Origin of the sequence: Mesorhizobium sp. B2-3-10, assembly GCF_006442275.1 — a bacterium.
GTDB classification, from domain to species: Bacteria; Pseudomonadota; Alphaproteobacteria; order Rhizobiales; family Rhizobiaceae; genus Mesorhizobium; species Mesorhizobium australicum.
Map to the genome: position 1 here is coordinate 570,919 of NZ_VFVT01000003.1, position 25,653 is coordinate 596,571.

General features: G+C 63.2%; 27 protein-coding genes. 13 read left to right on the forward strand and 14 right to left on the reverse strand.

Annotation, left to right across the window (positions count from 1 at the left end):
* Nucleotides 1-120: 120 nt before the first annotated feature.
* Entirely contained in the window at nucleotides 121-909 is a 789-nt protein-coding gene (locus tag FJ943_RS12510; protein ID WP_181174542.1) for a type I restriction enzyme HsdR N-terminal domain-containing protein, read from the forward strand.
* A 366-nt stretch (nucleotides 910-1,275) separates the two neighbouring features.
* Here the strand turns inward: FJ943_RS12510 and carB are convergent, their stop codons facing one another.
* The 3 genes from carB to FJ943_RS12530 all read right to left on the reverse strand — a co-directional run bounded on the left by carB (nucleotide 1,276) and on the right by FJ943_RS12530 (nucleotide 6,705).
* The gene (carB, locus tag FJ943_RS12515; protein ID WP_140721854.1) at nucleotides 1,276-4,767 is read right to left on the reverse strand and encodes a carbamoyl-phosphate synthase large subunit; all 3,492 of its coding nucleotides are present in this window, start codon (nucleotides 4,765-4,767) and stop codon (nucleotides 1,276-1,278) included.
* Nucleotides 4,768-5,194: 427 nt separating this feature from the next.
* Nucleotides 5,195-6,028 (reverse strand): SH3 domain-containing protein, encoded by an 834-nt coding sequence (locus FJ943_RS12525; RefSeq protein ID WP_140721959.1) that lies wholly within the window; start codon nucleotides 6,026-6,028, stop codon nucleotides 5,195-5,197.
* A 320-nt stretch (nucleotides 6,029-6,348) separates the two neighbouring features.
* Entirely contained in the window at nucleotides 6,349-6,705 is a 357-nt protein-coding gene (locus FJ943_RS12530) for a helix-turn-helix transcriptional regulator (protein WP_015316191.1), read from the reverse strand.
* Nucleotides 6,706-6,900: 195 nt separating this feature from the next.
* Here FJ943_RS12530 and FJ943_RS12535 point away from each other — a divergent pair, with 195 nt between their 5' ends.
* Nucleotides 6,901-8,079 (forward strand): MFS transporter, encoded by a 1,179-nt coding sequence (locus FJ943_RS12535; protein WP_015316192.1) that lies wholly within the window; start codon nucleotides 6,901-6,903, stop codon nucleotides 8,077-8,079.
* Nucleotides 8,080-8,124: 45 nt separating this feature from the next.
* Here the strand turns inward: FJ943_RS12535 and FJ943_RS12540 are convergent, their stop codons facing one another.
* Complete coding sequence (locus tag FJ943_RS12540) at nucleotides 8,125-8,583, reverse strand: MarR family winged helix-turn-helix transcriptional regulator (RefSeq protein ID WP_140721857.1); 459 nt, start codon at nucleotides 8,581-8,583, stop codon at nucleotides 8,125-8,127.
* A gap of 274 nt (nucleotides 8,584-8,857) precedes the next feature.
* Between FJ943_RS12540 and FJ943_RS12545 the strand changes: the two genes are divergently transcribed.
* Nucleotides 8,858-9,652: an SDR family oxidoreductase gene (locus FJ943_RS12545; protein ID WP_140721860.1), complete on the forward strand. Its 795-nt coding sequence runs from the start codon at nucleotides 8,858-8,860 to the stop codon at nucleotides 9,650-9,652.
* A gap of 20 nt (nucleotides 9,653-9,672) precedes the next feature.
* Here FJ943_RS12545 and FJ943_RS12550 read toward each other — a convergent pair whose 3' ends face one another.
* The gene (locus FJ943_RS12550; RefSeq protein ID WP_140713756.1) at nucleotides 9,673-10,272 is read right to left on the reverse strand and encodes a LysE family translocator; all 600 of its coding nucleotides are present in this window, start codon (nucleotides 10,270-10,272) and stop codon (nucleotides 9,673-9,675) included.
* 96 nt (nucleotides 10,273-10,368) lie between these two features.
* On the opposite strand from FJ943_RS12550, the gene FJ943_RS12555 reads away from it, so the two are divergent.
* Nucleotides 10,369-11,238 (forward strand): LysR substrate-binding domain-containing protein, encoded by an 870-nt coding sequence (locus tag FJ943_RS12555; RefSeq protein ID WP_140721863.1) that lies wholly within the window; start codon nucleotides 10,369-10,371, stop codon nucleotides 11,236-11,238.
* Between the two features lie 9 nt (nucleotides 11,239-11,247).
* Here FJ943_RS12555 and FJ943_RS12560 read toward each other — a convergent pair whose 3' ends face one another.
* From FJ943_RS12560 to FJ943_RS12570, 3 genes are all read right to left on the reverse strand, one after another.
* Nucleotides 11,248-11,898 carry a dihydrofolate reductase family protein gene (locus tag FJ943_RS12560; protein WP_140665015.1) on the reverse strand — a complete coding sequence of 217 codons (651 nt, stop codon included), beginning with the start codon at nucleotides 11,896-11,898 and terminating at the stop codon, nucleotides 11,248-11,250.
* A gap of 111 nt (nucleotides 11,899-12,009) precedes the next feature.
* Nucleotides 12,010-12,846: a protein-L-isoaspartate O-methyltransferase gene (locus FJ943_RS12565; RefSeq protein ID WP_140721866.1), complete on the reverse strand. Its 837-nt coding sequence runs from the start codon at nucleotides 12,844-12,846 to the stop codon at nucleotides 12,010-12,012.
* A gap of 53 nt (nucleotides 12,847-12,899) precedes the next feature.
* A complete protein-coding gene (locus FJ943_RS12570; protein ID WP_140617781.1) occupies nucleotides 12,900-14,264 on the reverse strand; it encodes an Nramp family divalent metal transporter in 1,365 nt (454 codons plus the stop codon).
* Between the two features lie 233 nt (nucleotides 14,265-14,497).
* Between FJ943_RS12570 and mntR the strand changes: the two genes are divergently transcribed.
* From mntR to FJ943_RS30145, 4 genes are all read left to right on the forward strand, one after another.
* Nucleotides 14,498-14,947 carry a manganese-binding transcriptional regulator MntR gene (mntR, locus tag FJ943_RS12575; RefSeq protein WP_015316200.1) on the forward strand — a complete coding sequence of 150 codons (450 nt, stop codon included), beginning with the start codon at nucleotides 14,498-14,500 and terminating at the stop codon, nucleotides 14,945-14,947.
* Nucleotides 14,948-15,051: 104 nt separating this feature from the next.
* Nucleotides 15,052-15,240, forward strand: coding sequence for a hypothetical protein (locus FJ943_RS12580; RefSeq protein WP_015316201.1), 189 nt, complete (start codon nucleotides 15,052-15,054; stop codon nucleotides 15,238-15,240).
* Between the two features lie 26 nt (nucleotides 15,241-15,266).
* Nucleotides 15,267-15,632 carry an alpha/beta fold hydrolase gene (locus FJ943_RS30140; RefSeq protein ID WP_263489240.1) on the forward strand — a complete coding sequence of 122 codons (366 nt, stop codon included), beginning with the start codon at nucleotides 15,267-15,269 and terminating at the stop codon, nucleotides 15,630-15,632.
* Nucleotides 15,623-16,099 (forward strand): alpha/beta hydrolase, encoded by a 477-nt coding sequence (locus FJ943_RS30145; protein ID WP_263489241.1) that lies wholly within the window; start codon nucleotides 15,623-15,625, stop codon nucleotides 16,097-16,099. The genes FJ943_RS30140 and FJ943_RS30145 overlap by 10 nt, the downstream gene beginning before the upstream one ends.
* On the opposite strand, the gene FJ943_RS12590 is transcribed toward FJ943_RS30145, so the two are convergent.
* Nucleotides 16,096-16,407, reverse strand: a complete 312-nt coding sequence (locus FJ943_RS12590) for a hypothetical protein (RefSeq protein WP_246671860.1) — start codon at nucleotides 16,405-16,407, stop codon at nucleotides 16,096-16,098. The genes FJ943_RS30145 and FJ943_RS12590 overlap by 4 nt on opposite strands.
* Before the next feature lie 206 nt (nucleotides 16,408-16,613).
* On the opposite strand from FJ943_RS12590, the gene FJ943_RS12595 reads away from it, so the two are divergent.
* The 3 genes from FJ943_RS12595 (at nucleotide 16,614) to FJ943_RS12605 (ending at nucleotide 19,316) form a co-directional block, all read left to right on the forward strand.
* On the forward strand, nucleotides 16,614-17,537 hold the full coding sequence (locus FJ943_RS12595; RefSeq protein ID WP_140721869.1) for a neutral zinc metallopeptidase: 924 nt from the start codon (nucleotides 16,614-16,616) through the stop codon (nucleotides 17,535-17,537).
* A gap of 157 nt (nucleotides 17,538-17,694) precedes the next feature.
* The gene (locus FJ943_RS12600; protein ID WP_140721872.1) at nucleotides 17,695-18,960 is read left to right on the forward strand and encodes a TCR/Tet family MFS transporter; all 1,266 of its coding nucleotides are present in this window, start codon (nucleotides 17,695-17,697) and stop codon (nucleotides 18,958-18,960) included.
* The gene (locus tag FJ943_RS12605) at nucleotides 18,957-19,316 is read left to right on the forward strand and encodes an aldo/keto reductase (RefSeq protein ID WP_246671861.1); all 360 of its coding nucleotides are present in this window, start codon (nucleotides 18,957-18,959) and stop codon (nucleotides 19,314-19,316) included. Before FJ943_RS12600 ends, FJ943_RS12605 begins: the two co-directional genes overlap by 4 nt.
* A 159-nt stretch (nucleotides 19,317-19,475) precedes the next feature.
* On the opposite strand, the gene FJ943_RS12610 is transcribed toward FJ943_RS12605, so the two are convergent.
* The 3 genes from FJ943_RS12610 to carA all read right to left on the reverse strand — a co-directional run bounded on the left by FJ943_RS12610 (nucleotide 19,476) and on the right by carA (nucleotide 22,028).
* Nucleotides 19,476-19,889 carry a hypothetical protein gene (locus FJ943_RS12610; RefSeq protein ID WP_140721875.1) on the reverse strand — a complete coding sequence of 138 codons (414 nt, stop codon included), beginning with the start codon at nucleotides 19,887-19,889 and terminating at the stop codon, nucleotides 19,476-19,478.
* Nucleotides 19,890-20,330: 441 nt separating this feature from the next.
* Nucleotides 20,331-20,543: a hypothetical protein gene (locus FJ943_RS12615; RefSeq protein ID WP_140721878.1), complete on the reverse strand. Its 213-nt coding sequence runs from the start codon at nucleotides 20,541-20,543 to the stop codon at nucleotides 20,331-20,333.
* 279 nt (nucleotides 20,544-20,822) lie between these two features.
* Complete coding sequence (gene carA / locus FJ943_RS12620) at nucleotides 20,823-22,028, reverse strand: glutamine-hydrolyzing carbamoyl-phosphate synthase small subunit (RefSeq protein ID WP_140721880.1); 1,206 nt, start codon at nucleotides 22,026-22,028, stop codon at nucleotides 20,823-20,825.
* A gap of 275 nt (nucleotides 22,029-22,303) precedes the next feature.
* Between carA and FJ943_RS12625 the strand changes: the two genes are divergently transcribed.
* Nucleotides 22,304-22,753 carry a GatB/YqeY domain-containing protein gene (locus tag FJ943_RS12625; RefSeq protein ID WP_015316206.1) on the forward strand — a complete coding sequence of 150 codons (450 nt, stop codon included), beginning with the start codon at nucleotides 22,304-22,306 and terminating at the stop codon, nucleotides 22,751-22,753.
* Between the two features lie 59 nt (nucleotides 22,754-22,812).
* On the opposite strand, the gene FJ943_RS12630 is transcribed toward FJ943_RS12625, so the two are convergent.
* Entirely contained in the window at nucleotides 22,813-23,730 is a 918-nt protein-coding gene (locus FJ943_RS12630; RefSeq protein ID WP_140721883.1) for a LysR family transcriptional regulator, read from the reverse strand.
* A gap of 100 nt (nucleotides 23,731-23,830) precedes the next feature.
* Between FJ943_RS12630 and FJ943_RS12635 the strand changes: the two genes are divergently transcribed.
* Nucleotides 23,831-24,622: an alpha/beta fold hydrolase gene (locus tag FJ943_RS12635; RefSeq protein WP_140721886.1), complete on the forward strand. Its 792-nt coding sequence runs from the start codon at nucleotides 23,831-23,833 to the stop codon at nucleotides 24,620-24,622.
* A 27-nt stretch (nucleotides 24,623-24,649) separates the two neighbouring features.
* Here FJ943_RS12635 and FJ943_RS12640 read toward each other — a convergent pair whose 3' ends face one another.
* On the reverse strand, nucleotides 24,650-25,633 hold the full coding sequence (locus tag FJ943_RS12640) for a hypothetical protein (RefSeq protein WP_140665034.1): 984 nt from the start codon (nucleotides 25,631-25,633) through the stop codon (nucleotides 24,650-24,652).
* Between the last annotated feature and the right edge of the window lie 20 nt (nucleotides 25,634-25,653).

Here is a 25,653-nt window from a genome sequence, read left to right on the forward strand (position 1 = left end):
GCCAATTGCTTGGCCTTTCGCGCCTCGGATGCCCTGAACCTGAGCACATAGCGTAATTTTTCACTTGTCTTTCAAGTAAACTCGTCCTCAATTCCCGTCGGGGATAGGGAGGGTGAGTCATTGAATAAATTACCAAAGAAATTTGTCGAACGCGTTGCGTCTAATCTGAAGAAGTACCAGCGGATTGCGTTGGCTCAGCAAAAATCCGATGTCGCAGAGGCTGATACGGTTACCTTGGTCAAGGACATTCTCGCTGATGTTTTTGGCTATGACAAATATGACGAACTGACGTCGGAACACCAGATCAAGGCAACATACTGCGATCTTGCCATCAAGATCGCAGGAAAATTGCGATTGCTTGTCGAAGTGAAATCAGCAGGCAGCAGCTTGGCCGATAACCACCTGAGGCAGGTTATTGACTACGGGGCTCACCAAGGCATTCACTGGGTAATCCTGACCAACGCGGTCGAATGGCGGCTGGTCCGTATCTATGTGGCAAACCAGATCAGCCATGAAGAAGTTTGCCGTATAGTACTGGCGGATGTAAGTCCGAAGAACGAGGATCATTTGCAGTGCCTTTTCCTATACGCCAAGGAAGGGCTGACGACCGACGCGATGGACGCATTTCACCAGCAGGCCCGGTTGTTCAATAAGTTTACTGTATCTGCGATCATACGGTCGGATGCGGTCATCTCAGTGGTGCGTCGGGAAATCCGGAGACTGTTTCCTGACATCAAAGTCGGCAACGAGAACCTCTCGCTGATGGTTGAAAATGAAGTGATCAAGCGGGACACGATCGAAGGAGACAAAGCCAAGGAAGCGGTCGCCAGAATGCGAAAGGCGCTGAACAAACTGGAACGAGCTAAGAACAAGGCTACGAAAGTTGTTGTCGCCGATGTCGCGAGCTAGGCTCCAAAAAGCACCTGAGACCTCTGTGGGTTGCCCGCATGGGTGGAGTGGCGATGTTCGCCGTCTTTGCCGCGTTGCCCCGACTGGCAGCCGCCGAATGCCCGGATATTCCCATGGCTGTGGCCGGTCCTATGACCGGGGATTGGGCACTCATGGGCGACGAAATGCGGCGGGGTACTTCGCGAAAGGCGATCGGCGCGAGCCTGACGTCGCGATGTACGTCTGGACGAAACAGGCGAACGGTGGCCTGTCGCTGGAGTCGATAAAATAGGGCCGCTTGGCAGTCTAATTTGAGATGTAAGCGCTGCCCCTCATCCGCCTGCCGGCACCTTCTCCCCGTTGAACGGGGAGAAGAGAGCTAATTGCTCAGCCAAAATACTCCTGTAGCGGCCTCACTTCCAAACTCCCTGCCTTCAGCGCCGCAATCGCCTCGGCCACGGCCGCAGCACCCGACAGCGTCGTGTAATACGGCACCTTCTGCATCAGCGTCGCCCGCCGCAGCGACTTCGAGTCCGACACCGCCTTCTGGCCGTCGGTCGTGTTGAAGACGATCTGGACCTGGCGGTTGCGGATGGCGTCTTCGATGTGGGGGCGGCCTTCGAGGACCTTGTTGATCTTCTGGGCGTCGACGCCGTTTTCGGCGAGGAAGCGCTGCGTGCCCGAGGTGGCCAGCACCTTGAAGCCGAGGCCGGCGAGGCGCTTGACCGCCGGCAGGATGCCTTTCTTGTCCTCGTCGCGCACCGAGACGAACAGCGTGCCGGAGCGCGGCAGGTCGACGCCGGCGCCGAGCTGGCTCTTGGCGAAGGCCAGCGCGAAATCGCGGTCAAGGCCCATGACCTCGCCCGTGGAGCGCATTTCCGGGCCGAGCAAGATGTCGACGCCGGGGAAGCGGGCGAAGGGGAAGACGGCTTCCTTGACCGCGATGTGGCCGGGGTTCCTGGGGTCGGGCATGGCGCCGTAATGGGCGAAGGCGTCTTCCAGCGCCTCGCCGGCCATGATGCGGGCGGCGATTTTGGCGATCGGGCGGCCGATGGTCTTGGCGACGAAGGGCACGGTGCGCGACGCCCGCGGGTTGACCTCCAGCACATAGACCGTGCCGTCCTTGATCGCGTATTGCACGTTCATCAGCCCGCCGACATTGAGCGCGCGGGCGAGGGCGGCCGTCTGGCGTTCCAGCTCGTCGACCAATTCCGAGGGCAGCGAGTGCACCGGCAGCGAGCAGGCACTGTCGCCCGAATGGATGCCGGCCTCCTCGATGTGTTCGAGAATGCCCGACACGAAGGTCGCCTTGCCGTCGCAGAGGCAGTCGACATCGACCTCGATGGCGCCGGAGAGATAGGTGTCGAACAAAAGCGGGTTCTTGCCCAGCAGCGTGTTGATCTGGCCGGTCTTGTCGTTGGGGTATTTCTGCTTGATGTCCTCCGGCACCAGGCCGGGCACGGTGTCGAGCAAATAGGATTGCAGCATGCCCTCGTCATGGATGATCTGCATGGCGCGGCCGCCCAGCACATAGGAGGGGCGTACCACCAGCGGAAAGCCGAGCTCGCCGGCGACGAGGCGGGCCTGCTCGACCGAATAGGCGATGCCGTTCTTCGGCTGGCTGAGGTTCAGCTTGTGCAGGAGTTTCTGGAAGCGGTCGCGGTCTTCGGCGAGATCGATCATGTCGGGCGAGGTGCCGAGGATCGGTATACCTGCCTTCTCCAGCGCGTCGGCCAGCTTCAGCGGCGTCTGGCCGCCGAACTGGACGATGACGCCGACCAACTCGCCCGAGGCCTGCTCGGCGCGCAGGATCTCCAGCACGTCCTCCGCCGTCAGCGGCTCGAAATAGAGCCGGTCCGACGTGTCGTAATCGGTCGACACGGTTTCGGGGTTGCAGTTGATCATGATCGCTTCATAGCCGGCGTCGCGCAGCGCGAACGCGGCATGGCAGCAGCAATAGTCGAACTCGATGCCTTGGCCGATGCGGTTCGGGCCGCCGCCGAGGATGACGACCTTCTTGCGTGCCGAGACCTGCGCCTCGTTGGCGAGCGCGCCAGCGAAGGGCACTTCATAGGTCGAGTACATGTAGGCGGTGGGCGAGGCGAATTCGGCGGCGCAGGTGTCGATGCGCTTGTAAACCGGATGAACGTCGAGCTTTTCGCGAGTCTTCTGAACGACTTCGGCGTCGCTCTTCGTCAGTGAGGCGAGGCGGGCGTCGGAGAAGCCCATCGCCTTCAGCATGCGCAGATTGACGGCGTCGCCTGGAATGCCGTGCTCGCGGATGCGGGCTTCCATGGCGACGATGCCGGCGATCTGTTCGAGGAACCACGGGTCGATCTTGCACATGGCGTGCACGTCTTCCAGCGAGGTGCCCATGCGGATCGCCTGCGCCACCATGCGCAGCCGGTCGGGCGTCGGCGTGCCCAAGGCGGCGCGGATGGCGTTGCGGTCGTCGGCGCTGTTGGTCGCGCCAAGGCCGGGGATTTCGATCTCGTCGAGGCCGGTGAGGCCGGTCTCGAGACCGCGCAGCGCCTTCTGCAAAGACTCCTGAAAGGTGCGGCCGATGGCCATGACTTCGCCGACCGACTTCATGGCCGTGGTCAGCACCGGCTCGGCGCCGGGGAACTTTTCAAACGCAAAGCGCGGGATCTTGGTCACGACATAGTCGATGCTCGGCTCGAACGAGGCGGGCGTGGCGCCGCCGGTGATGTCGTTCTCCAGCTCGTCCAGCGTGTAGCCGACGGCAAGCTTGGCGGCGATCTTGGCGATCGGGAAGCCGGTCGCCTTGGAGGCGAGCGCGGACGAGCGCGAGACGCGCGGGTTCATCTCGATGACGACGAGACGGCCATCGGCCGGGTTGACGGCGAACTGCACGTTGGAGCCGCCGGTCTCGACGCCGATCTCGCGCAGCACCGCGATCGAGGCGTTGCGCATCATCTGGTATTCCTTGTCGGTCAAGGTCAGCGCCGGGGCGACGGTGATGCTGTCGCCCGTGTGCACGCCCATCGGGTCGATGTTCTCGATCGAGCAGACGATGATGCAATTGTCCGCTCTGTCGCGGACGACCTCCATCTCATACTCCTTCCAGCCGAGCACGCTCTCCTCGATCAGCACTTCGGTGGTCGGCGAGGCGTCGAGGCCGGACTGGACGATGTCGTAGAATTCGGCCCTGTTGTAGGCGATGCCACCGCCGGTGCCGCCCATGGTGAAGGACGGGCGGATGATGGCCGGCAGACCGACATGGTCGAGGGCCTGGGCGGCGATCGCCATGCCATGGCTGATGTAGCGCTGCTTGCGGTCGCCTTCGCCGAGGTTCCAGCGGGTTTCCAGCGCATCGAGTTCGGCGTCGAGATTGTCGGGCTTCTCGGCCTTCAGCGCGGCGCGCTCGGCCTCATGCGTCTTGCGGTCGGCGTTCTTGACGTCGGTGGCGTTGGCCAGCATCGACTTCGGCGTCTCCAACCCGATCGTCTTCATCGCCTCGCGAAACAGCGCGCGGTCCTCGGCCTTGTCGATGGCATGGGCGTCGGCGCCGATCATCTCGACATTGTAGCGATCGAGCACGCCCATGCGGCGCAGCGACAAAGCAGTGTTGAGCGCGGTCTGGCCGCCCATGGTCGGCAAGAGCGCGTCGGGCCGCTCCTTGGCGATGATCTTGGCCACCACTTCGGGGGTGATCGGCTCGATATAGGTGGCGTCGGCCAGTTCCGGGTCGGTCATGATGGTGGCCGGGTTGGAATTGACCAGGATGACGCGAAAGCCCTCTTCCTTCAGCGCCTTGCAGGCCTGGGTGCCGGAATAGTCGAATTCGCAGGCCTGGCCGATGACGATGGGGCCGGCCCCGATGATCAGGATCGACTTGATGTCGGTGCGTCTGGGCATGTCTATGAATTCCGTTCGGCAGCGGGCTTGCACAAAAAACCGGGACGGGAAGACCCGGCCGGTTGTGCTCGCGATTCTGGTATCAGGCTAGGAGGGCCTTATAGGGAAGAGTTTTGCCCGATGTAACCCCGAAAATGCGGGATTGGGCGGGGCTGCACAGGCTGGGCGCGCGCGTTGGGTTTGAATAGGTATCTTGCAGTGCGTTGGCGCTGCCCCTCACCTGCCTGCCGGCATCCTCTCCCCGTATAGCGACGGGGAGAGGGGGTGCTGCCGTCGCCGGTGTCGCCAATCACCGCTGTTGCAAGAAGAGCGCAAGGTTGCGGCCAGCATCTTTCTCCCCGTCATATACGGAGAGAAATGCCCGGCAGGGCTATGAGGGCGGCGCAAACCCCAGCAATCAGGCAGCCACGGCAAAAGTCGCCGAACTCTAATCCCCCAGCACCACCGTGTCCGTGATCTCGAACCGCTCCGACACGCCGATGCGGATCATGTTGAGTTTGCCTTCCCGGGTGAAGCGGAAGTCGCTGCCGGCGTCCGAGCTTGCCGGCAGGCCGGCAGTGAAGGAGATGACGCGGCTGCCGCCATCGGGCCAGGTCACGGTGACGTCGGCCTTGTCCGTGCCCTTGTGCGTCACGCTCGCCGCGCAAGGCGCCATGGGCTGTCCAACGTAGCGGGCGCAGGGAATTTGCAGGCCGGCATCGCCGGCCGTGGCCCCGGTTGGCTCTTCGGCCGCGGGTCCGTTTTCAGCCGCAGCCAGCGCCAGGCCATAGGCATCCTGCATGGCGATCTCCGCCGCGGATTTCGGCGGGGCTTCGGGGCTGGCTGGTTGGTTCGCATCACCCAGCCGAGCGGTCAGGTCGGGTGCATCGGGCGTCGCGGCGGCGTCGGTGGCCATGGCGGGCGTATCCGCGGCCTCGTCGGGCACGGTCGCCGGATTGACGGGAACGAGGTAGCGCGCGGGAGCCCAGCCGGTGGCTTTGGGATTGTCAGACTCGATCTTGCACCAGGGATGACCGTCAATGTCGTTGCAGCCGAGGTTCCGTACGCTCGCACCGGCCGCCAGGCGGGCCTCGGTCTTGCCGATCGCCGACGGCTTGGCGCGCACATTGAGCAGGTCGTCGGGGGCGAGCCCGGTGACAACGGAGATAAAGGGACCTTCTTCCGCATGGGCCGGGACAACAGCCGGCCACGCCACCATCAGCAGCGGAACCGCAACCAGCGCATGCAAACCTGTTCGGAGCGTAACTGTGCGCCTCATCATCTGGCCGTGCGCCGATACTCGAAATTCCATGCCGCGGCCATCTTGCCGCACGTTAGGCCGATTCTATAAGGGACGACGCGCCGCCATGTAAGCCGGAAATTGAGGCTAATCATGACGGCGGACCGGCCCGCCGCCTCGTGGTGTACTCGACGGCGATCGTCTCGAAGCGATCCGGCTGGCCGGCGCCGCCCAAGGTAACGATGTCGTAGCGGGCTAAGCGCATTTTCGAGGGGGCTCCACAGGCTGGCGAAGGACTGGTCGAAAGGGCGACCCTGACAGGGACATGATTTCCTCCCGCTTAGCGAGGGAAAGAAAATGCGTCAGGCCGACACTTCGATGTCGTGGCCGCCGACGGCCGGCAGGGCGGCGTCGCCCGCGGCCGCGGCGATGACGCTGTCGAGCAGGCCGGGGAAGCGGGCGTCGAGATCGGCGCGGCGCAGCGTGATCATGCGGTTGGTGCCGACCACTTCGGCGCGGGTGACACCGGCCTCACGCAGCTTGGCGAGGTGGTAGCTCAGATTGGTCTTGGAGCCGAGATCGAGGAAGCGGCTGCAGTTCAGCGGCACGCCTTCCTTGCTGGCGAGATAGCGCACGATCGCAAGCCGCGTCGGGTCGCCGAGCACGCCGAGCACAATGGGCAGGCTGATCTGGTCCGTATTGGGGTGTGGCAAGGTCATGGCTGGAACCTAAGCACAGTTCGGGCCGATTTCAACGCGTCGATCCTGCCCGGTCCATACACACTGTTTCTCCAGTTCATGGCCGTCCTGACACAGGGCTGTCAGCATGGTTATGCTATTTTTGTCTGGCTTCATTGACATGATGCCCTTTTATGTCCAATTGTTCAATAACTTTTGAACTAAGGACGCTTTCCCATGGACAAGAGAATTTTCTGGCTTGCGCTCGGATCGTTTGCGATCTCGACCGAAGGCTTCGTCATCTCCAGCCTCCTGCCCGATATCGCCAGGGATGCCGGCATCTCGGTACCGCTCGCCGGCTCGCTGATCACCGCTTTCGCGCTCGCCTATGCCGTGGGCACGCCGATCCTGGCGACGCTGACCGGCGAATGGGACCGGCGCCGCGTGATCCTGTGGACGCTGGTGTTCTTCGTCGTCGGCAATGTCGTCGCCGCCTTGAGCTCATCCTTCGAAGTGCTGCTCGTCGCACGCATCATCATGGCGCTGTCGTCGGGCCTGTTCGCGGCGACCGCGCAAGGCACGGCGGTGGCGCTGGTGGATGACCATCACCGCGCCCGCGCCATCGCCGTCGTCGTCGGCGGCACCACGGTGGCCGTCGCTGTCGGGGCGCCGCTTGGCGCGCTTGTCGCGGCCATCGCCGGCTGGCGCGGCACCTTCTATGCCATTGCCGGCCTTGGCGCGCTGTCCGGCGCCATCCTGTGGTACCGCCTGCCGCGCGGCATCATCGGCACCAGGCTGCCGCTGAAGCGCCGGCTGGCGGCCGCCATGCGTCCCGGCGTGATGCCGATCCTGGTGACGACATTGCTGGCGCTGGTCGGTGCCTTCACCGTCTTTGCCTATGTCGCGCCGCTTGCCATCGAGGGCGGCGGGCTGAGCGAGATCGCGCTGCCCGGCATGCTGCTCGCCTTCGGCGTCGGCGCCGTCATCGGCAACATTGCCGGCGGCCAGGCGGCCGACCGTTTCGGCGCCACGCGCACCGTCGGCTGGTCGCTGGCGTTGAGTGCCGCCATGCTGATCATGCTGTCGGTCATCCCGACCTTCCTGCCGCAGCACATTGCCGGACCGGCGCTGATGGCGATGATGGTGCCGTGGGGCATCGTCGGCTGGGCGTTCCCGCCGGCGCAGGCCAGCCGCATCATCAAGCTGGCGCCGGACGCCGCTCCAATCGTGCTGTCGCTCAATGGTTCGGCGCTCTATCTGGGCGTGGCGGTGGGCGCGGTAGTCGGTGGTGGCGTGCTGCGCTACGGCGCGCCCGCCGATCTCGGTCTGGTCGCGGCGGTATTTCCGATCGTCGGGCTCGGCATCGTGCTGGCGGGGCGGGTGTTTGCCCGGGCCGTCACCATGCCGGCGGAATAAGGCCGGCTCCGAGGCTTGCATCCTTGTTTTTTCGCGGCCGCTTCTTCAGCTGGAAGGAGTGGCCGCGGGCAATTCCAGCTTCAACGCAGCCACTTCATCGAGCGTGGCCCGCAGTTTCGCGGCCTGCTCCGCGCCGATCATGGCCTCGAATTGCCGCTGGGCGACACTCCATAGCTTGATCGCCTCGTCGAGCTTGGCCTGGCCAGATGGCGTCAGCCGTACGCGCTTGACGCGGCGATCGTCCTTGTCGGGGAAGGTTTCGACATAGCCGTCGCGGACCAGGGGCTTCAGCGTGTGGCCGAGCGCCGAAAGGTCCATGATCAGCGCCTCGGCAATGGCTCCCATCGCCGGCTCGCTGCCGACACTGATCTGGAACAGCAGGCCGAACTGCGTGCCCTTCAGGCCGGAAGGCGCCAGCGCGTCGTCGTAGAACCGGCCGAGCCTGCGTGCGGTGCGCCGCAAGGTGGCATTGTTGCAACGGCTAAATCCGTCAGCTTCACTCATGGTCGCTCCTTGTGGAGCATCTCCGGCGAAACGCATCGCCTCCAATGCTCTCTCTTGTCACGCAATTCCGGACGCAAAACCGCTGGGCACTTGCTGGAATTATCCTGGCAGGTGCGCCAGCCTGCCGCAGAAATAGTTTTCGCCGCCGCCGTTGACAAGATGGTGGCATATACCTACTTCGCAAAAAGTGGCATATACCACTAATTCGAAAAACAGCCTTGCCGGCCGATATTTATCCACCGGGGCCGAGCCAGCGAACACAAGGAACGTGACAATGAGCAAGAATGACAACAAGGGCACGGCGGTCGTCACCGGCGCTTCATCGGGGATCGGCGCCGTCTATGCGGATCGACTGGCGGGGCAGGGCTACGACCTGGTGCTGGTGGCGCGCCGTGCCGACCGGCTGCAGGCGCTGGCCGGGAAGTTGCGCCATGACCACGGCCGCAACGTGAGCGTGATCAGCGCCGATCTGTCCGACGACGGCGATGTGCGCCGTGTCGAGCAGTCGATATCAGCCGACGAAACCGTGACGCTGCTGGTCAACAATGCCGGCCTTGGCGGTCAGGCAGTGGTGGCAACCGCCGATGCCGACGCGGCCGAGCGCATGATCAAGGTCAATGTCGTGGCTCTGACCCGGCTGACGCGTGCCGTGCTGCCTGGGCTCCTGGCGCGCAACCGGGGCGGGATCGTCAACATCGCCTCGGTCCTGGCCTTCGACACCTCGTTCGGCGGCATCTACAGCGGCACCAAGGCCTATGTCGTCAACTTCACCGAAGCCCTGCATCGCGAGGTCGCGGGCACCGGAGTGACGGTGCAGGTGGTGCTGCCGGGCGCGACCCGGACCGATTTCTGGGAGCTTTCCGGCGGTGATATCGACCAGCTGCCGAAGGAGATCGTCATGACCGCCGACGATATGGTCGACGCTGCCCTTGTCGGCCTGGCCAGGGGCGAGGCCGTCACCGTGCCGGCGCTTGCCGACACGGGAAAGCTGGACACATTCCTAGGCGCCCGCCAGGCCTTCTATGGCAGCCTGCACGCCGACAAGCCGGCCCGGCGCTACGCGGCTTAGGCTGACGTGGCGGCCGGCCGTCAGGCCGTCCGCCACATCGGGATGATCGAGGCGGCGAGCACCAGCGCCAGCACGATGTTGAGCGCGCGCCATTGCCACTCGGTTTTGAGCAGCCTGGCCAGCACCATGCCGGCGATGCACCAGACGGACAGCGAGATGGCAGCGGTGAGGCCAAAGGTCGAGCCGAGCAGCAGTGCGAGTTGTCCGGGTCCGTCGGCGAGGGCGGCGAACGAAGCCGCCGCGCCCAGGCCCATCGCCCAGCCCTTGGGATTCATCCACTGGATGCCGGCGCCGCCCAGGAAGCTGTTCGGTTTGGCCATGGTGACGTCAAGGTTGGGTGGCCCTGCGCGACCGATCTTGATCGCCAGCCACAGAAGATAAAGCGAGCCGATCACCTTCATCGCCAGTTGCAGCGAAGGCACCGCAAGCAGCAGGCTGGCGAGGCCGGCGGCGGCCGCCCCCGTCACGGTAGCGAGGCCGGCGGCGCTGCCGATCATCAGCGGTACCGAACGGCGAAAACCGAACTGCGCTCCGGAAGCGGTCGACAAGGTCGTGGCGATGCCGGGCGTGGCGGTAGCCACGAAGGCAAACAGGATGAGCGGCAGGATCGGCTGGAGCATGGAGCGTCCTTTGTCGGAGGCTTCATGGTAGACTGAGCGTGACATCAGTAAATGCAATGTTTGCGATGATCGTCATTAGTACTTATAATGCCGGTCATGATCCGCAATCTCGATACCAGTCTCATGCGCACCTTCGTCACCGTCGCCGACAAGGCCAGCATGACGGCGGCGGCCAACGCGCTCCACCTGACGCAGGGCGCGGTCAGCCAGCAGGTCAAGCGGCTGGAAGACACGCTCGGCTGCGGGCTGTTCGAGCGCGACCGGCGCGGTCTGCGGCTGACCCATTCCGGCGAGCGACTGTTCGACAAGGCAAGGCGCCTGCTCAGCCTCAATGACGAGATATGGACCGAGATGGTGGGGAGCGCTGTCGCCGGACAGGTGCGGCTCGGCGTTCCCTACGACCTTGTCGGCACCTTGCTGGCTCCCGTCCTGAAGGCCTATGCCGAGGCCTATCCGAAGGTCGAGATATCGCTGGTCTGCGCCTCCTCGCCGGAACTGGCGGCGGCACTGGCGGCCGGAACCATCGACCTCGCGGTAATCGAGGAGCGGGTCGGCCCGACCTCTGGCGAATGCCTGGCCATCGATCGGTTGGTCTGGGTCGGCGCAAGGGGTGGGGTGGCTCGCGCCAAGCGGCCATTGCCCGTCTCGATCGTTGCCGACACCTGCGCCTTCCGGCCGGTGGTGCTGGCGGCACTTAACGAGTATGGGCTGGAATGGCGCAGCGTGTTCGAGAACGGCAACATCGACGCGACGACGGCGACGGTGCGTTCCGACCTCGCCGTCACCACATGGCTCGCTGCCACCGTGCCAGCCGATCTCGACATATTGCCGTTCGACAGCGGCCTGCCGCCGCTGCCGAATTTTGCCATCAACCTGCACCTGCCGAGGCATGGCGTGAGCACGGCGGCGCAGGAATTCGCACGCCATATACGCGATGGGCTGGCGCGGCGATCGCAGGCTGCCTGATGTCCGAATTTACTTCCAGTTCTTGCGCCGCTCGAGTTCGGCCGGGGATGGCTCGCCCGTGACAAAGGAGCCGACCTTGATTTCGCCCGCGCGCTCATAGGTCGCGATGATGACGCCGGTGGTCGAAGTCTGCGATTTGACAAGCTTGAAAGCGGCCGGCATCGCGGCCTCGCCGAACAGCCGCTTGCCCTTGCCCAGCAACAGCGGGAAGATCATCAGCCGGATCTCGTCGATCAGCCCGTTGGCGAGCAGGGTCTGAATGAGATCGCCAGATCCCTGGATGAGCAGGTCAGGTCCATCTTCCTGCTTGAGGCGACGCAAAGCCGTGATGATATCGGGCCCAAGCGCGTGCGTGTTCTGCCAGGTCAAAGTATCCGGCCGATGGGTCGCCACATACTTGGTCGCGGGGTTGAACGCATCCGCGATCGGATCTTTCTGGTAGGGCCAGTACGCGGCGAAGATGTCGTAGGTTCTGCGGCCGAGCAGCAGGGCGAAGGGTTTGGAGAACAATTCCTCCATTGCCGCGCCTCCCACCTCGTCAAAATAGTGGAACGTCCAGCCGCCGAATTCGAAGCCACCGACCGGATCCTCTTCCGGCCCTCCCGGCGCCTGCATGACGCCATCGAGGCTGACGAAGGTCGCGGCGATGATCTTTCTCATTGTGCTCTCCCTTGCTTGCGGCCACGCCATCGCGGCCGGACTTCAACCCAAGGACGGAGCAACCGCGCCCGTCCCGACAAAGGCCGCGAGATTTGGTCCGCCCTCGATAGGTCAGCCGCGGACGCTCACGGCTTTCGACGAGAACCAGACATGCTCGAAGATCGCCGTGGCGGTGCGGTCCGGCTGCCTGTCCTCGACCAGCCAGATCGAGCGGCTGCGCGTGGCCTGCTCGCGTGTCGGGATCTTCGCCGCAAGATCCGCGAGCGAGGCGCCGAAGCATGGGATGAACCAGGCACGCATGAACGGATCGCAGGCAAAGCCCTTTTCGGTGCGGGTCACCAGCATCGCCAGCGGGACGCGCTCGGCGGGACGCCAGGGGAAGATCATGCGGCCGCCGGGGCGCAACGCTTTCAGCCATCCGGCGGGAGGGGCGACGACACCGGCATTGACATAAATGATGTCGGACGGCGGCAGCGGCGACGTCACGGCATCGCCATGGACAATGGTCGCATTGCCGTAGGTTTCGAGATTCTTGCGCGCCAACCCGGCCAGGTTTTCGTCGATCTCAAAGGCGGTGACGGTGCCGCCTGGCGAAACCAGTTTGGCCAGCAAAGCCGTGTAGTAACCGCTGCCGGCGCCGATATGCGTGATGGCCTCACCAGGCTTTGGTGCGAGTTTTCCGATCCACATGGCGTGCAGAAAGGGCTCGCCATTGTTGATGCCCTTGTCGGTATCGAGCGCTACCAGGACGTTCTGGCAGATGTGGGCCGGATCGGCGCTTGGCGTGGCGACCGTGCCGTTGCCGGTGATGACCGTCCATGGGCCGGGGCCGAGGAAGGCCTCGCGCGGTACGCTGGCGAACACCTCTTCCAGGCGCGGGTCCGATGAGGCGGCGTTGACCGCCATCAGCCGCGCGTAGAATGTCCGGATATCTTCGAGGTCGCTCATGGCATCGGGAAGATAGCGCGATCCGGCGGTTTGTCCCGTGATTAAACGGAACTTCAGCCAACCCCGAACATGGTGTCGTAGAGCAGCTTGAAATTGAGCACCAGGATGATTGCCGCGACCACCCAGGCCAGTGCGGCGACGCCGCGCGGGATGGCGAGATTGCCCATCTTCTTCTTGTCGGACACGAACTGCACCAGCGGGACGACCGCAAAAGGCAGTTGCATGGACAACACCACCTGGCTGAAGACCAGTAGCTGGCCAGTGCCCTTCTCGCCATAGAGCGCGGTGACCACCACCACCGGGATGATGGCGAGGCCGCGCGTCAGCAGGCGCCGCGCCCAGTTGGGGATGCGCAGGCGCAGAAAACCTTCCATGATGATCTGGCCGGCGAGCGTTGCCGTCACCGTCGAATTCAAGCCCGACGCCAGCAGTGCCACGGCAAACAGGATCGAGGCGATGCCGAGGCCAAGCAGCGGCGACAGCAGCTTGAAAGCCTGGTCGATCTCGGCGACATCCTGGTGGCCGGTTTCGTGGAAGGCGACGGCCGCGACGATCAGGATGGCGGCGTTGACGAACAGCGCCAGCATCAGGGCGATGGTGGAGTCCGTCGTCGCCCATTTGATGGCATCGCGTTTTCCGGCCTCCGTGCGCTCATAGGCGCGGGTCTGCACGATCGAGGAATGCAGGTAGAGATTGTGCGGCATCACCGTTGCGCCGATGATGCCGATGGCGATGTAGAGCATCGCTGGATCGGTGACGATTTCGGAGGACGGCACGAACATCGAATGCAGGATCGTGCCGGCCGGCGGAGCGGCAACGAAGATCTGGATGGCAAAGCAGCTGAAGATGATGACCAAAAGCGCGACGACGAAGGCTTCGAGATAGCGGAACCCCTTGTTCATCAGGAGCAGAACCAGGAAAGCGTCGAGCGCGGTGAGCATGGCGCCGCCGATCAGCGGGATGCCGAACAAAAGCTGCAGCGCGATCGCGGTGCCGATCACCTCGGCGAGGTCGCAGGCGATGATGGCGAGTTCGCAGGCGATCCACAGCACGAGATTGACGGGGCGCGGATAGTAGGCGCGGCAGGCCTGGGCGAGGTCGCGGCCGGTGGCGATGCCAAGGCGCGCGGCCAGCGCCTGCAGCAGGATCGCCATCAGGTTGGACAGCATGATGATGAACAAAAGCGTGTAGCCGAACTGCGCGCCGCCGGCGAGGTCGGTCGCCCAGTTGCCCGGGTCCATATAGCCGACCGAGACCATGTAGCCGGGACCCATGAAGGCGAACAAGCGGCGGAACCAGACGCCTGATGTCGGCACCGCGATGGAGGAGTTGACCTCGCGCAGGCTGGGCTGATCGTCTTCATCCCGTCTGGCGAACCGCCATGCGGACCGGGAGGTTGTGACGTCTGCTTCTGACATGAAAAGGCTTTCCGCGACTTCCGGAGGATGCCCTCAAGGTATGCCATGGCTCAACATTATGCAATAGGCTATATTTCATTGTCGGTGCTTTTTAGCATGTCGCGCTGTGCGTGCGAGGATGACGCCCCCGGAGACGCCGGTTGCGCCTCTCTCGGAATGCAAATAAACGGCCTGAAGAATCAGAGCCCGTGCTATAAAAGCAGGGACGGCAAACTCCCGAGGAGGAGCGCGCATTGGCGCTGAAGAACAGACCGGTCCCGCGTGAGCCGTTGCTCGATGCCGATGTCCATTCGGAAGGGTTCCGGCAGACGCGCGAAGCGCGCCGCAGCGCGCTGGTCGAGGATTATGTCGAACTGATCGCCGACCTGATCGAGGACGGCAACGAGGCGCGCCAGGTCGACATCGCCGCGCGCCTCGGCGTCGCCCAACCGACGGTGGCCAAGATGCTGACGCGGCTATGCGCCGACGGGCTGGTGTCGCGAAAGCCCTATCGCGGCGTGTTCCTGACCGATGCCGGCCGCAAGGTCGCAGAGGAAAGCCGCATCCGCCACCAGACGGTCGAGGCCTTTCTGCGCTCGCTCGGCGTCAGCGCCGAGACGGCGCGCATCGATGCCGAGGGCATCGAACACCATGTCAGCGCCGAGACGCTGGAAGCGTTCCGCAAGGCGATGACGGCGCGCTGAAGCGCTTCATTGCCGCGTTTTCGACCATGTTAGCCGCTGGAACCGCCGGCGCTTATGCGCGTTCCCCTCTCATTGCGCGCCTATCGCGCGCCAGGGAGGAAGCAATGGGCATCGAGCAGGCACCGACCGCAAAAGGCAAGCAGGCAGCCACAGGATTGGAACAGGCGGCCGCCAGGGACGAGCGCAAGACCGAGGCCGAAACGGGACATCCGCTGAAGAAAGGCGCCGATCGTTTCGAGGAACGCTCGAAAAGCTCCGACGGCAAGAGCGCCGGCGCCAAGCAGAAAGAGTAAGCGGCAGCAGTTCTGGACCGATGCGGATGACCATCGAGTGGCGCCCGCCTGAACGCTTTGTCTTTCAGGGACATTCGATTGCCTGGGGCGTCATGGGGGAAGGACCGCCCGCCGTCGTTCTCCACGGCACGCCATTCTCCTCGGTCGAGTGGCGCCGCATCGCGCCATGGCTGGCGAAGCAGCGACGCGTCCACTATTTCGACATGCTTGGCTATGGCTGGTCGGACAAGCCGGACGGCGATGTGTCGCGTGGCATGCAGAAAGAGCTGTTCGCGGCGCTCTATGCCCACTGGAAGCTGGAACGGCCCGACGTGGTCGCGCATGATTTCGGCGGATCGACCGCTCTGCGCGGTCATCTGCTCAACGGTTGGAGTTCCGCTCGATGGTGCTGATCGATCCAGTGGCGATCAGCCCGCAAGGTTCGCCGCTGGTCCAGGCAGCCAGGCAGAACGAGAAGGTTTTTGCCGGGCTGCCCGCATATGTCCACGAAGCGATCTTGCGGGCCTACATCGATGGCGCGACGGACAATTCGTTGCGCACAGACGAGATGCAGGCCTATCTGCGTCCTTGGCTTGGCGACGAGGGCCAGAAGGCGTTCTGGAGGCAAGTCGCGCAGGTGGACGACAAGTACACGGAGGAAGTGGAGTGGCGATATGGCGAGATTCGCTGTCCGGTCACCATCCTGTGGGGCGAAAATGACGATTGGATCCCGATAAAGGACGGCCGGGAGCTGGCGCGGCGCATTCCCGGTGCGACGTTTCAGACAGTCGCCGGCGCCAAGCATCTCGTCCAGGAAGACGCGCCGGAGGCGATCGCCGCAACGGTCCTCCAGTTCTGGCGGAGCCTGGAAGGCGGCTAGGGCGGTTCAGCGTTTGATAGAACCGCCGGACCGGCCCAATTTCCTTCGCTGGTCTTCGGCTCGTCTGATATCTCGCGCTTGACCGTGTCGCGCACGCTGGCCAGCGCCGGCACCGAAAACTGGCTGCTATTGTCGACGTCGCGGGTGAGGCCGAGCGTGGGACCGAGCAAATGGCTGATCGACAGGCCGCCGCGCTCCAGCGCCTGCAGGGTGACCGGATCGGTGACGGCGACGCTGGGATCGAGCGTCACCGCGCCGGCATTCGCAAGCCCGAGGCACGCAACGCCACCGGCATCGACAGGAAACACCTGATCGTCCTCAGGCCTGGAACCCCCTTCCAATGCCGGCGATGCGACAGGCCTTGCGGCGCTCCCGGCCAGTGTGGTGGAGCGGCCATGCGGCGCTGCCTGGCCACAAAAATGCTGTGACTTGGAGCAACCATTGCGATACTTGTTTGTTGGATTGAGCCGGCCCTGCCGGAGCAATGGGGAAGTTTGCAGCACGAGGAGTTGCCATGCTCTGGAGAGGCCGTCGTCAGAGTGACAATATCGAGGACGACCGCAGCGATGGCGGCGGCGGCGGGATCGGTGGTGGTGGCGGCCAGTTCCGCATTCCGATCGGTGGCCGCGCCGGTGGCGGCGGTAGCATATTCCTCGTCATCCTGGTGGTGCTGGCAGGATGGTATTTCGGCTTTGATCCCTCAACGATCCTGGGCGGTGGCGACGGCGGCCTGCTGCCGGGCGGCGGTGGCCAGATATCGGACAACAGCGGCGGCCAGGACAGCGCCGCAACGCCAGCCAATGACGAGATGAAGCAGTTCGTGGCGACCGTGCTCGCCGAGACGGAAGACACCTGGACCGGCATCTTCAAGTCGCAAGGCCTGACCTACGAGGACCCGAAGCTGGTGCTGTTTTCCGGCCAGGTCCGCTCCGCCTGCGGCTTTGCCTCGGCGGCGGCGGGACCGTTCTATTGTCCGGGCGACCACAAGGTCTATCTCGACATGACCTTCTTCCAGCAGCTCGACCAGCAGTTCGGCGCTTCCGGCGAGTTCGCCCGCGCCTATGTCATCGCGCATGAGGTCGGCCACCACGTGCAGAACCTCACCGGCATCATGGGGAAGTTCAACCAGATGCGGCAAGGCATGAGCGAAGCCGATGCCAACCAGCTGTCGGTGCGCATCGAGTTGCAGGCCGACTGCTTCGCCGGCGTGTGGGCGCATTACACCGGGCAGAAGGGCATATTGGAGCAAGGCGACTTCGAAAGCGCGCTGAACGCGGCCAAGCAGATTGGCGACGATACGCTGCAGAAGAAGATGCAGGGCTATGTCGTGCCGGAAAGCTTCAACCACGGCACCTCGCAGCAGCGGCAGACCTGGCTGACACGCGGATACAAGAGCGGCAAGCTTTCGGACTGCAACACGATGAGCGGCCCGCTCTAAGCAGCCGTTTTCGGACATGGACCTGGCGGCCAACGCGCCGTCAGGGAGTGTCAGGATCAAAGCTTCCTGCCTGTTCCCGCACTGTTCCTTTCCGCGGGCTCGCCTATAAGGTGCGTCCGCCCGCGCCCCCTAGGCGGCCAGAGGAGCTTGACCCATCATGATCGACCCCAAAACCGCCAAGCGGGGCCTTGCGCTGGTTTTCACCACGCTGCTGCTCGATATCATCGGCTTCGGCATGATCATGCCGGTGCTGCCGGCCTTTCTCAGGGAATTGACCGGCGTCGGCATCAGCGAAGCGGCGATCGAGGGCGGCTGGCTGTTCTTCGTCTATGCGGCCATGCAGTTCTTCTTCGCGCCCATCATGGGCGGCCTGAGCGACCGATTCGGGCGGCGGCCGATCCTGCTCGCCTCGGTGTTGACCTTCTCCATCGACAATTTGATCTGTGCCATCGCCTGGTCTTATCCGATGCTGTTCATCGGCCGCGTCCTGGCCGGCATTTCGGGCGCCAGCTATTCGACGACGTCGGCCTTCATCGCCGATATTTCGAACGACGAGAACCGGGCGAAGAATTTCGGCCTGCTCGGCATTGCCTTCGGCGTCGGCTTCGTCATCGGGCCGGTGCTTGGCGGATTGCTCGGTACGTTCGGGCCGCGCGTGCCGTTCTTTTTCGCCGCCGGGCTCGCCTTCGTGAACTTCCTCATCGCAATGTTCTTCCTGCCCGAAACGCTCGATGAAAAGCACCGCCGCCGCTTCGAGTGGAAACGTGCCAACCCGGTCGGCACGCTTCTGCAGATGCGCCAATATCAGGGCATCGGCTGGATTGGGCTGGTCTTCTTCCTGATGACGCTCGGCCACATGATGTATCCGGCGGTGTGGTCGTTCGTCTCCAACTACCGCTACGGCTGGAGCGAGCAGCAGATCGGCTTCTCGCTCGGCGCTTTCGGCCTGTGCGGCGCCATCATCATGGGCACGGTGCTGCCGCGCGTCATCCCCAGGCTCGGCGAGTGGAGGACGGCGGTCATCGGCCTGACGTTCACCGCGGCCAGCGCCTTCGGCTATGCCTTCGCCTCGCAAGGCTGGATGGTCTACGCGGTGATCGTCGTCGGCTGCCTGGAAGCGCTGGCCGATCCCCCGCTGAGAAGCCTCGCCGCAGCCAAGGTTCCCCCTTCGGCACAAGGCGAATTGCAAGGCGCGATGACCTCGATCTTCTCGATCACCTCGATCGTCACGCCGCTGCTCTATACCGCGATCTTTTCCTGGTTCACCGGCCCCAGCGCGCCCGTAACCTTCGGCGGCGCGCCCTATCTGGTCGGTGCATGCTTCCTGGTGCTGGCGGTCATCGTCTTCGTCACCAAGGTGACTAGGCCGGCGACGGTCGCAAACATCACCACCGGCGTGGCCAATGACCGAGCGCAGGCATGAGCCATGACAGCCGCATCGCGTTGACCAGGGACGGGATGTCGCTGTCGCGGCTGGTCTTCGGTGCCCGGCGCCTGCTCGACGGCCCAGTGCGCCCCGATGCCGACCAGGTCGCCCGGCTGATCGGCAACGCCGTCGATCTCGGCCTGACCAGTTTCGATCATGCCGACATCTACGGCAGCTACGAAGTCGAGGCGGCCTTCGGCGCCGGGCTGGCGCGTTGGCAAGGCAGGCGCGAGGCGATCGAGCTGATTTCGAAATGCGACATCGTGCTGGCTACCAACCAGATCGAGATGCCGATGTTCAATACATCGGCGCGTACTATGAGGAACAAGCAAAAAAACATATTGGCGAGCTAATTTAAAGTGCCGTGGGGTGACACGCCTCGCTCGCTGAGAAGCTGAAGGAGCGCGGTGCCACGACACAGAGCGCAATCTTGCGAATAATTCGTGGCAGCTTCACCGCTTCCTTTTTATGATGCTTGATGTCATCGGCGCGCGTCAAGTAAGTCTTGAAATTTAAGACAGTAATGTGCCGATGACACCTCCGATAGTGAAGGCGGCAACAGCCATAATAAATATCACACGATTTCGGAGCGAACCGGGTTCATCAGGGAAGTAAAATGCCTCGAAGTGGATGTTTTCGATTTCAGACGAACGCAGGAATATGTGACCTTGGCTAAACGCTTGGGTGGACATAGGTCGCGCTTTGCCGAATGTGGTTGTCGGAATTTCTTTGTTCAAGCGCAGATAGAACTTGACTGGATCTTCAAGGATCAAATGATCGATGTTGTTCCCATCCCCAAGGCTGATCTCCTTCGGCAGTCCGGCATACATAAGGCGTTGATTGCCGTTAATTACCTTTGTCAGCACGAAGCATGTTAGCAGGGGCTCTTGAATTTTGGATATAAACGGGGCGAGCGAGCCGTACATTAAGCGCCCTACAATTTTGGACCTCCGGGATAGCCACTGTACGCAATAGGCGGATAGCAAGGCGGTTGCGCTAACGCCCAGAAACACAAGTGCCGAACAGATGGGGTAGCTGAAAAGGAAGTTTGTTAGTTCGAAACGCCTACTATGAGGGGGTAGAATGGAGTGGTCGAAGACGTACATATCACCGTTAAATTCGACAATTCCAAAGGGTATTTGGTAAGTGTGAAAGAGATTTAGGAAACCAACAGCCAGTGCGATTACGGACCAAAAAACTATAAAAACGAGTATGGAGTACAGCAGCACGGCAATGGAGGAATAGAGCGTGCCGCCCGCGAAAAAGGGCCTCCGAACCGGAGACCCTTCGTAAACCGCGTACCGGAATATCAGTCCCGGCACCAACAATATGAAAAGCGCAAGTGTCGATGCGCTAAGCGACACAGATCAACCGGCTTCCTTAGCGGCCGAGGTGCGCTCTTTGACAATCGCTCGAATGCGGCTCTTGACCACATCTTCGCTTAGAGTCGTGCCGCCGTTACGCTTGGCGGAGGGGTCTCCCGCCGCCTCCACCAGCGCGCGATAAAGGGTGACGAATGAACCCTTGGATTCTCGCCTCAATTCATCGACGATTTTATCGCGACGAATGAACGTGTTCATTTCGCGAATCTCCTATGAATGACGCATGCGACTAACAGCCTGCACACGAAATCGTTCCAAATTGGTTATCGCTGCTTTGTATGCGAATCATCGTACGCGGACGCCGTAAGGACGTCAATTCGACGTTTTGAATATATGGACGCGCGTAACGCATCGCAAATTCATCGCCAATTCTCCCCTTATGGTGGCGGAGAGAAAGACGCTGTCATCGGCCGTTTCGCCAATTGCCTATATTCCAAAAAAGGGCAGGCGGATGAGGGGCAGCGCTGACGGATCGAGTCAAGCCCTTTCCACCAGCAATTCCTCGCCGCGCTTTTCGCGGATGAGGTTGACGAAGCGGCGGAACAGGTAGTGCGAATCCTGTGGGCCGGGCGAAGCCTCGGGGTGATGCTGGACCGAGAATACCGGGCGGCCGGTCAACGCGATGCCGCAATTCGAGCCGTCGAACAGCGAGACATGGGTTTCCTCGACACCCGCGGGCAGCGAGTCGGCATCGACGGCAAAGCCGTGGTTCATCGAAACGATTTCGACCTTGCCGGTGGTGTGATCCTTGACCGGATGGTTGGCGCCGTGATGGCCCTGGTGCATCTTGGCGGTCTTGCCGCCCAGCGCCAACGCCAGCATCTGGTGGCCGAGGCAAATGCCGAACACCGGAATGTCGGTCTTGAGCAGGTCCTGGATGACCGGCACGGCATAGTCGCCGGTGGCTTCCGGGTCGCCGGGGCCGTTGGAGAGGAAAATGCCGTCGGGCCGCATGGCGAGGATTTCTTCCGAACCGGTGCTGGCCGGAACCACCGTCACCTTGGCGCCCAGACCGGCGAGCAGCCGCAATATGTTGCGCTTGACGCCGTAGTCGATGGCGACGACGTGCAGCGAAGGCTCGGCCTGTTCGCCAAAGCCTTCGTTCCACACCCAAGGCGTCTCGCGCCAGACAGAAGACTGGCCCGACGTGACCTCCTTGGCGAGATCGAGCCCGATCAGGCCCGACCAAGCGGCGGCACGCCGCTTCAGGTCGTCGAGGTCGAAGACGCCGTCGGGCGCGTGCGCGATGACGGCATTGGGCATGCCCTTTTCGCGGATCAGCGCGGTGAGCGCGCGAGTGTCGATGCCCGAGAGCGCGACGATGCCGCGCTTCTTCAGCCACTGGTCGAGATGGCCGGCGGCGCGGTAATTGGATGGGTTGGTGACATCGGCCTTGAACACGGCACCGACGGCGCCGGCACGAGCGGCCGGATTGAGGTCTTCGATGTCCTCGCCATTGGTGCCGATATTGCCGACATGCGGGAAGGTAAAGGTGACGATCTGGCCGGCATAGGACGGGTCGGTGAGGATTTCCTGGTAGCCGGTAAGTGCCGTGTTGAAGCAGACCTCGGCAACCGCCGAGCCGGTGGCGCCGAGGCCGCGACCCTCGATGACGGTGCCGTCGGCCAGCACCAGAAGGGCGGTCGGCTTTTCAGTGGCCCAGGCGGGCGTCATCTCGGCCATGGCGGCACTCCTATCAAGCCGCGCGCTTCCGTAGCCCGGCGGGCGTTGGCGCGGCAAACGGCGCGAAGCGGCGAATTCGCGGCCTCCACGCACCCAAGCTTCAGTTCATGCAAGGCCCAGTACATAGGGGAAGGGGACAGGGCGGTCAATGATCATGCGAAAGAGGGTCGCGATTTATTTCATTGAGGAATATCATAGGCTTGCCCAGGCATATCAGAGTTTGCGTTGGCCTGTCCCCGGCGCTATTGTCCGCGCCGACCGAAGGAGAGAGAGCAATGCGCGCGAAAATCGCCGAATCCCTGAAGACCGCGATGAAGGCGCAGGACAAGCATCGGCTGCCGACATTGCGACTGATCCAGGCAGCCATCCACGACCGCGACATCGCCAATCGCGGTGCCGGCAAGGAACCCGCCAGCGATGAGGAAATCCTGCAGATCCTGGCCAAGATGGTGAAGCAGCGCGAGGAATCGGCCAAGGCATTCGAGGACGGCAAGCGCCCGGAACTGGCCGCGCAGGAACGCGGCGAGATGGAGATCATCCGCGGCTTCCTGCCGACGCAGCTTGACGATGCCGCGGTCACGGCGGCGGCGCGCGAGGCGATAGCGGCGACCGGTGCGGCCAGCCAGAAGGACATGGGCAAGGTGATCGCGGCGCTGAAGCAGAAATATGCCGGCCAGATGGATTTCGGCAAGGCGAGCGGCATCGTCAAGGCGCTGCTGCAGTAGGGCTTTCTACTCTCGCGTCGTCGGCTTCCAACACGGCCACTCGACGCCAAGCTGCGCTGTTAGCCCCGAGGCTCCAATGCGCGGCGCAATGCAGGTGCTTCCCGCTGGATATGGTCCCACAAGCGATTGGCGATCGGGCCGTGCGGCCGGTCGCGGCGGCGCGCCACCACCAATTCGTCGGTGCGGCCCGGCAGATGACTGCCGGCTATGGATAACAGCTGGGCGTCGCGCAGCTCTTCCGCGATCAGGAAGTGAGGCAGGTGGCCCCAGCCGAGCCCTTGCAGGATGAGTTCCTTCTTCATGGCCTGATCGGGGACCAGGCATCGCGGCGCGCCCTGGGCCACGAAATAGTCCTGTCGTGGCGAATGCAGGGCGGTGTCGCGCATCACGCACTGGGTGAATGCCTGCATCTTCTCCAGTGTGACCGGTTGTTCGACGCGCTCCGGCAGAAAGCCCGGCGCCACGACGGGAATGAACGACACCTTGCTGAGATCGATCCATTCCACCCGTACGTCGCCCTTGTCGATCCAGTGCAGGATGAGATCGGCTTTGTCGTCAAAAAGGCGTTCCCACGGGCCGCCGACGGCTTCGAAATGGAGATGCAGCCGCGTGCCGGGGCACTGGGCGAAGAACCGCCCAAGCATGCCCAGCACCTGCGGGCGCGGGCAGAGGTCGCCGATCACGACGTGGATATCGCTTTCCTCGCCCATCGAGAGCTGGGCGGCGTGGATGCTCAGGCCTTCCAGTTCGCGCAGCAGCGATTGCGCCCGTCGATGGAACGACAGCCCCGCTTCCGTCGCCCGCACGCGATAGCCGCCGCGATCCAGGAGGACGAGGTCGAGCTGTCGTTCGAGCCTGGCGACGGCGGCGAACACCGCCGGATGCGAGCGATGGAGCAGGGCCGCGGCCGGCTGAAAGCCGCCGCAGCGGATCACCGCGTCGAAGCACTGGAGGTCGTGCAAGGTGAATTCGGCCATGTCAGCTTTGATTACAGAGATCGTCCTATCTTTGTAATATCACCAAATCCCGGCCACAGCTACGCTTTGCCTCATTCAACGTTCCAAAAGGATTTTAATCATGAGTGAGCTGAATTTCGTGACTGTCGGCGACGGCACGCGCATCGCCTACCGGCTCGACGGTGACGCTGGGCAACCGGTGCTGGTGCTGTCCAACTCCATCGCCACGACGCTGCACATGTGGGATGGCCAGATCGGCGAACTGTCCAGGCATTTCCGCGTTCTGCGCTACGATTTTCGCGGCCATGGCGGATCGAGCGTGCCGATCGGCGCCTATTCGCTCGACCGGCTTGGCCGCGACGTGATCGAACTCATCGACGCGCTCGGCCTTGGCCGGGTGCATTTCCTCGGCCTGTCGCTGGGCGGTTTCGTTGGGCAGTGGCTTGGCATCCACGCGCCCGAGCGGGTCGACCGGCTGATCCTGAGCAACACTTCATCTCACCTCTCGCCGGCAAGTTATTTCGACGAGCGGATCGCCGTCGTGCGGCAGGCGCCGGACATGTCGGAAACCGCCGAAGTGTTCCTCAACAACTGGTTCCCGGCCGGCATGGTAGCGGCCAACGAGCCCGTCATCGAGAAATTCCGCGCCATGTTGCTTGAGATCGACCGTCTGGGCCTGGCGGGTCTGTTCGCCGCGGTTCGCGACGCCGACCTTCGCCGCACGGTGGCCCTGATCGACCGGCCGACATTGGTAATCGCCGGCCAGCACGACACGGTGACGGCGGCCAGCCACAGCGAACTGATCGCGGCAGCCGTGCCCGGGGCGAAGCTTGTCGTGCTGCCCGCGGTTCACCTGTCGAACGTGGAATACCCCACCGAGTTCATGCAGGCCGTGCTCGATTTCCTGCACTGAGCCGGAGCAGGGTGCCGTGGCTCCATCTCACGGCTCCTTGCACATCGGCAGTGGCTGCGGGGGCGCCGCCGGGTGGTCCTTCTTGTACTGGGCAATGACCGGCTCGAGGGTTTTTCGCGGCCAGAATTTCGGCGTACCGATCTCTTTCAGGCAGGATGCGTTCCAGTAGGTGCCTGAACCGGAATGGCCGTTTGCCACGGCGGCGATGTCGCGCGATTCCGGATAGATATAGAGCGTGGTGGGGTTGTCCTTCACCATCGAGATGAGCTGCCTGGCATCGGCCGGCGACCAGCTGGTGCAGCCATTGCTGCGGCCGCCGGCATAGTCCACCAGCTTGCCGAACGGCACGAAGCCGTCATGGTCGGCATAGGAACTGCTCGGGCTCTTGCGCAGGCACATGCCGCGCAGCACCTGCGCCGCGTGGCCGCCGATCACGCGCTGCCTTGCGTTGGCGGCTTCGCCTTCGCCGTCGAACTGGATGAAAGTGCGCTGGAAGGCCACGTCCTGTTTGGCGCCGATGCGATAATAGCCCTTGAACGAGGTTTTCGCCTCGCGGGTCATGTAGGGACCGCCGGCGGTCAGTTCCGAATCCATGGCATTGCCGAAATTCCTGGCGCAGCGCCTGCCATTGGAGAAATCCACCGTGCCTTTCAGGTTGCGGCCGCCGCCGTGACCCGACGAAATCGCGCGAAACGACTGGCTGGCCTCGCATACGACATAGTAGCGGCGCCCGAGCACGCCATTGCCCAAATCGCCGGGACGGGTGGCGTCCATGGCGAAGTAGCAGGGGTTCCGGACGACGCCCTGGGCGACTTTTTTCAGGTAAAGCGCGCGCGCCCGCTCCAGCACCACTTGTGAAATCTGGCCATCGCCATCTCCGACATGGGCCTGCAGCCAGGCCGGAATGGCCGATGGCGCGGCAAAGGACCGGGCCGATGCCATCAAGGCCATGACGACGACGAGGAGACCGAGGAACGTAACGACACCCAACGGGACAGATCTCAACCGCACCGGACCCATTCTCCTGTCGA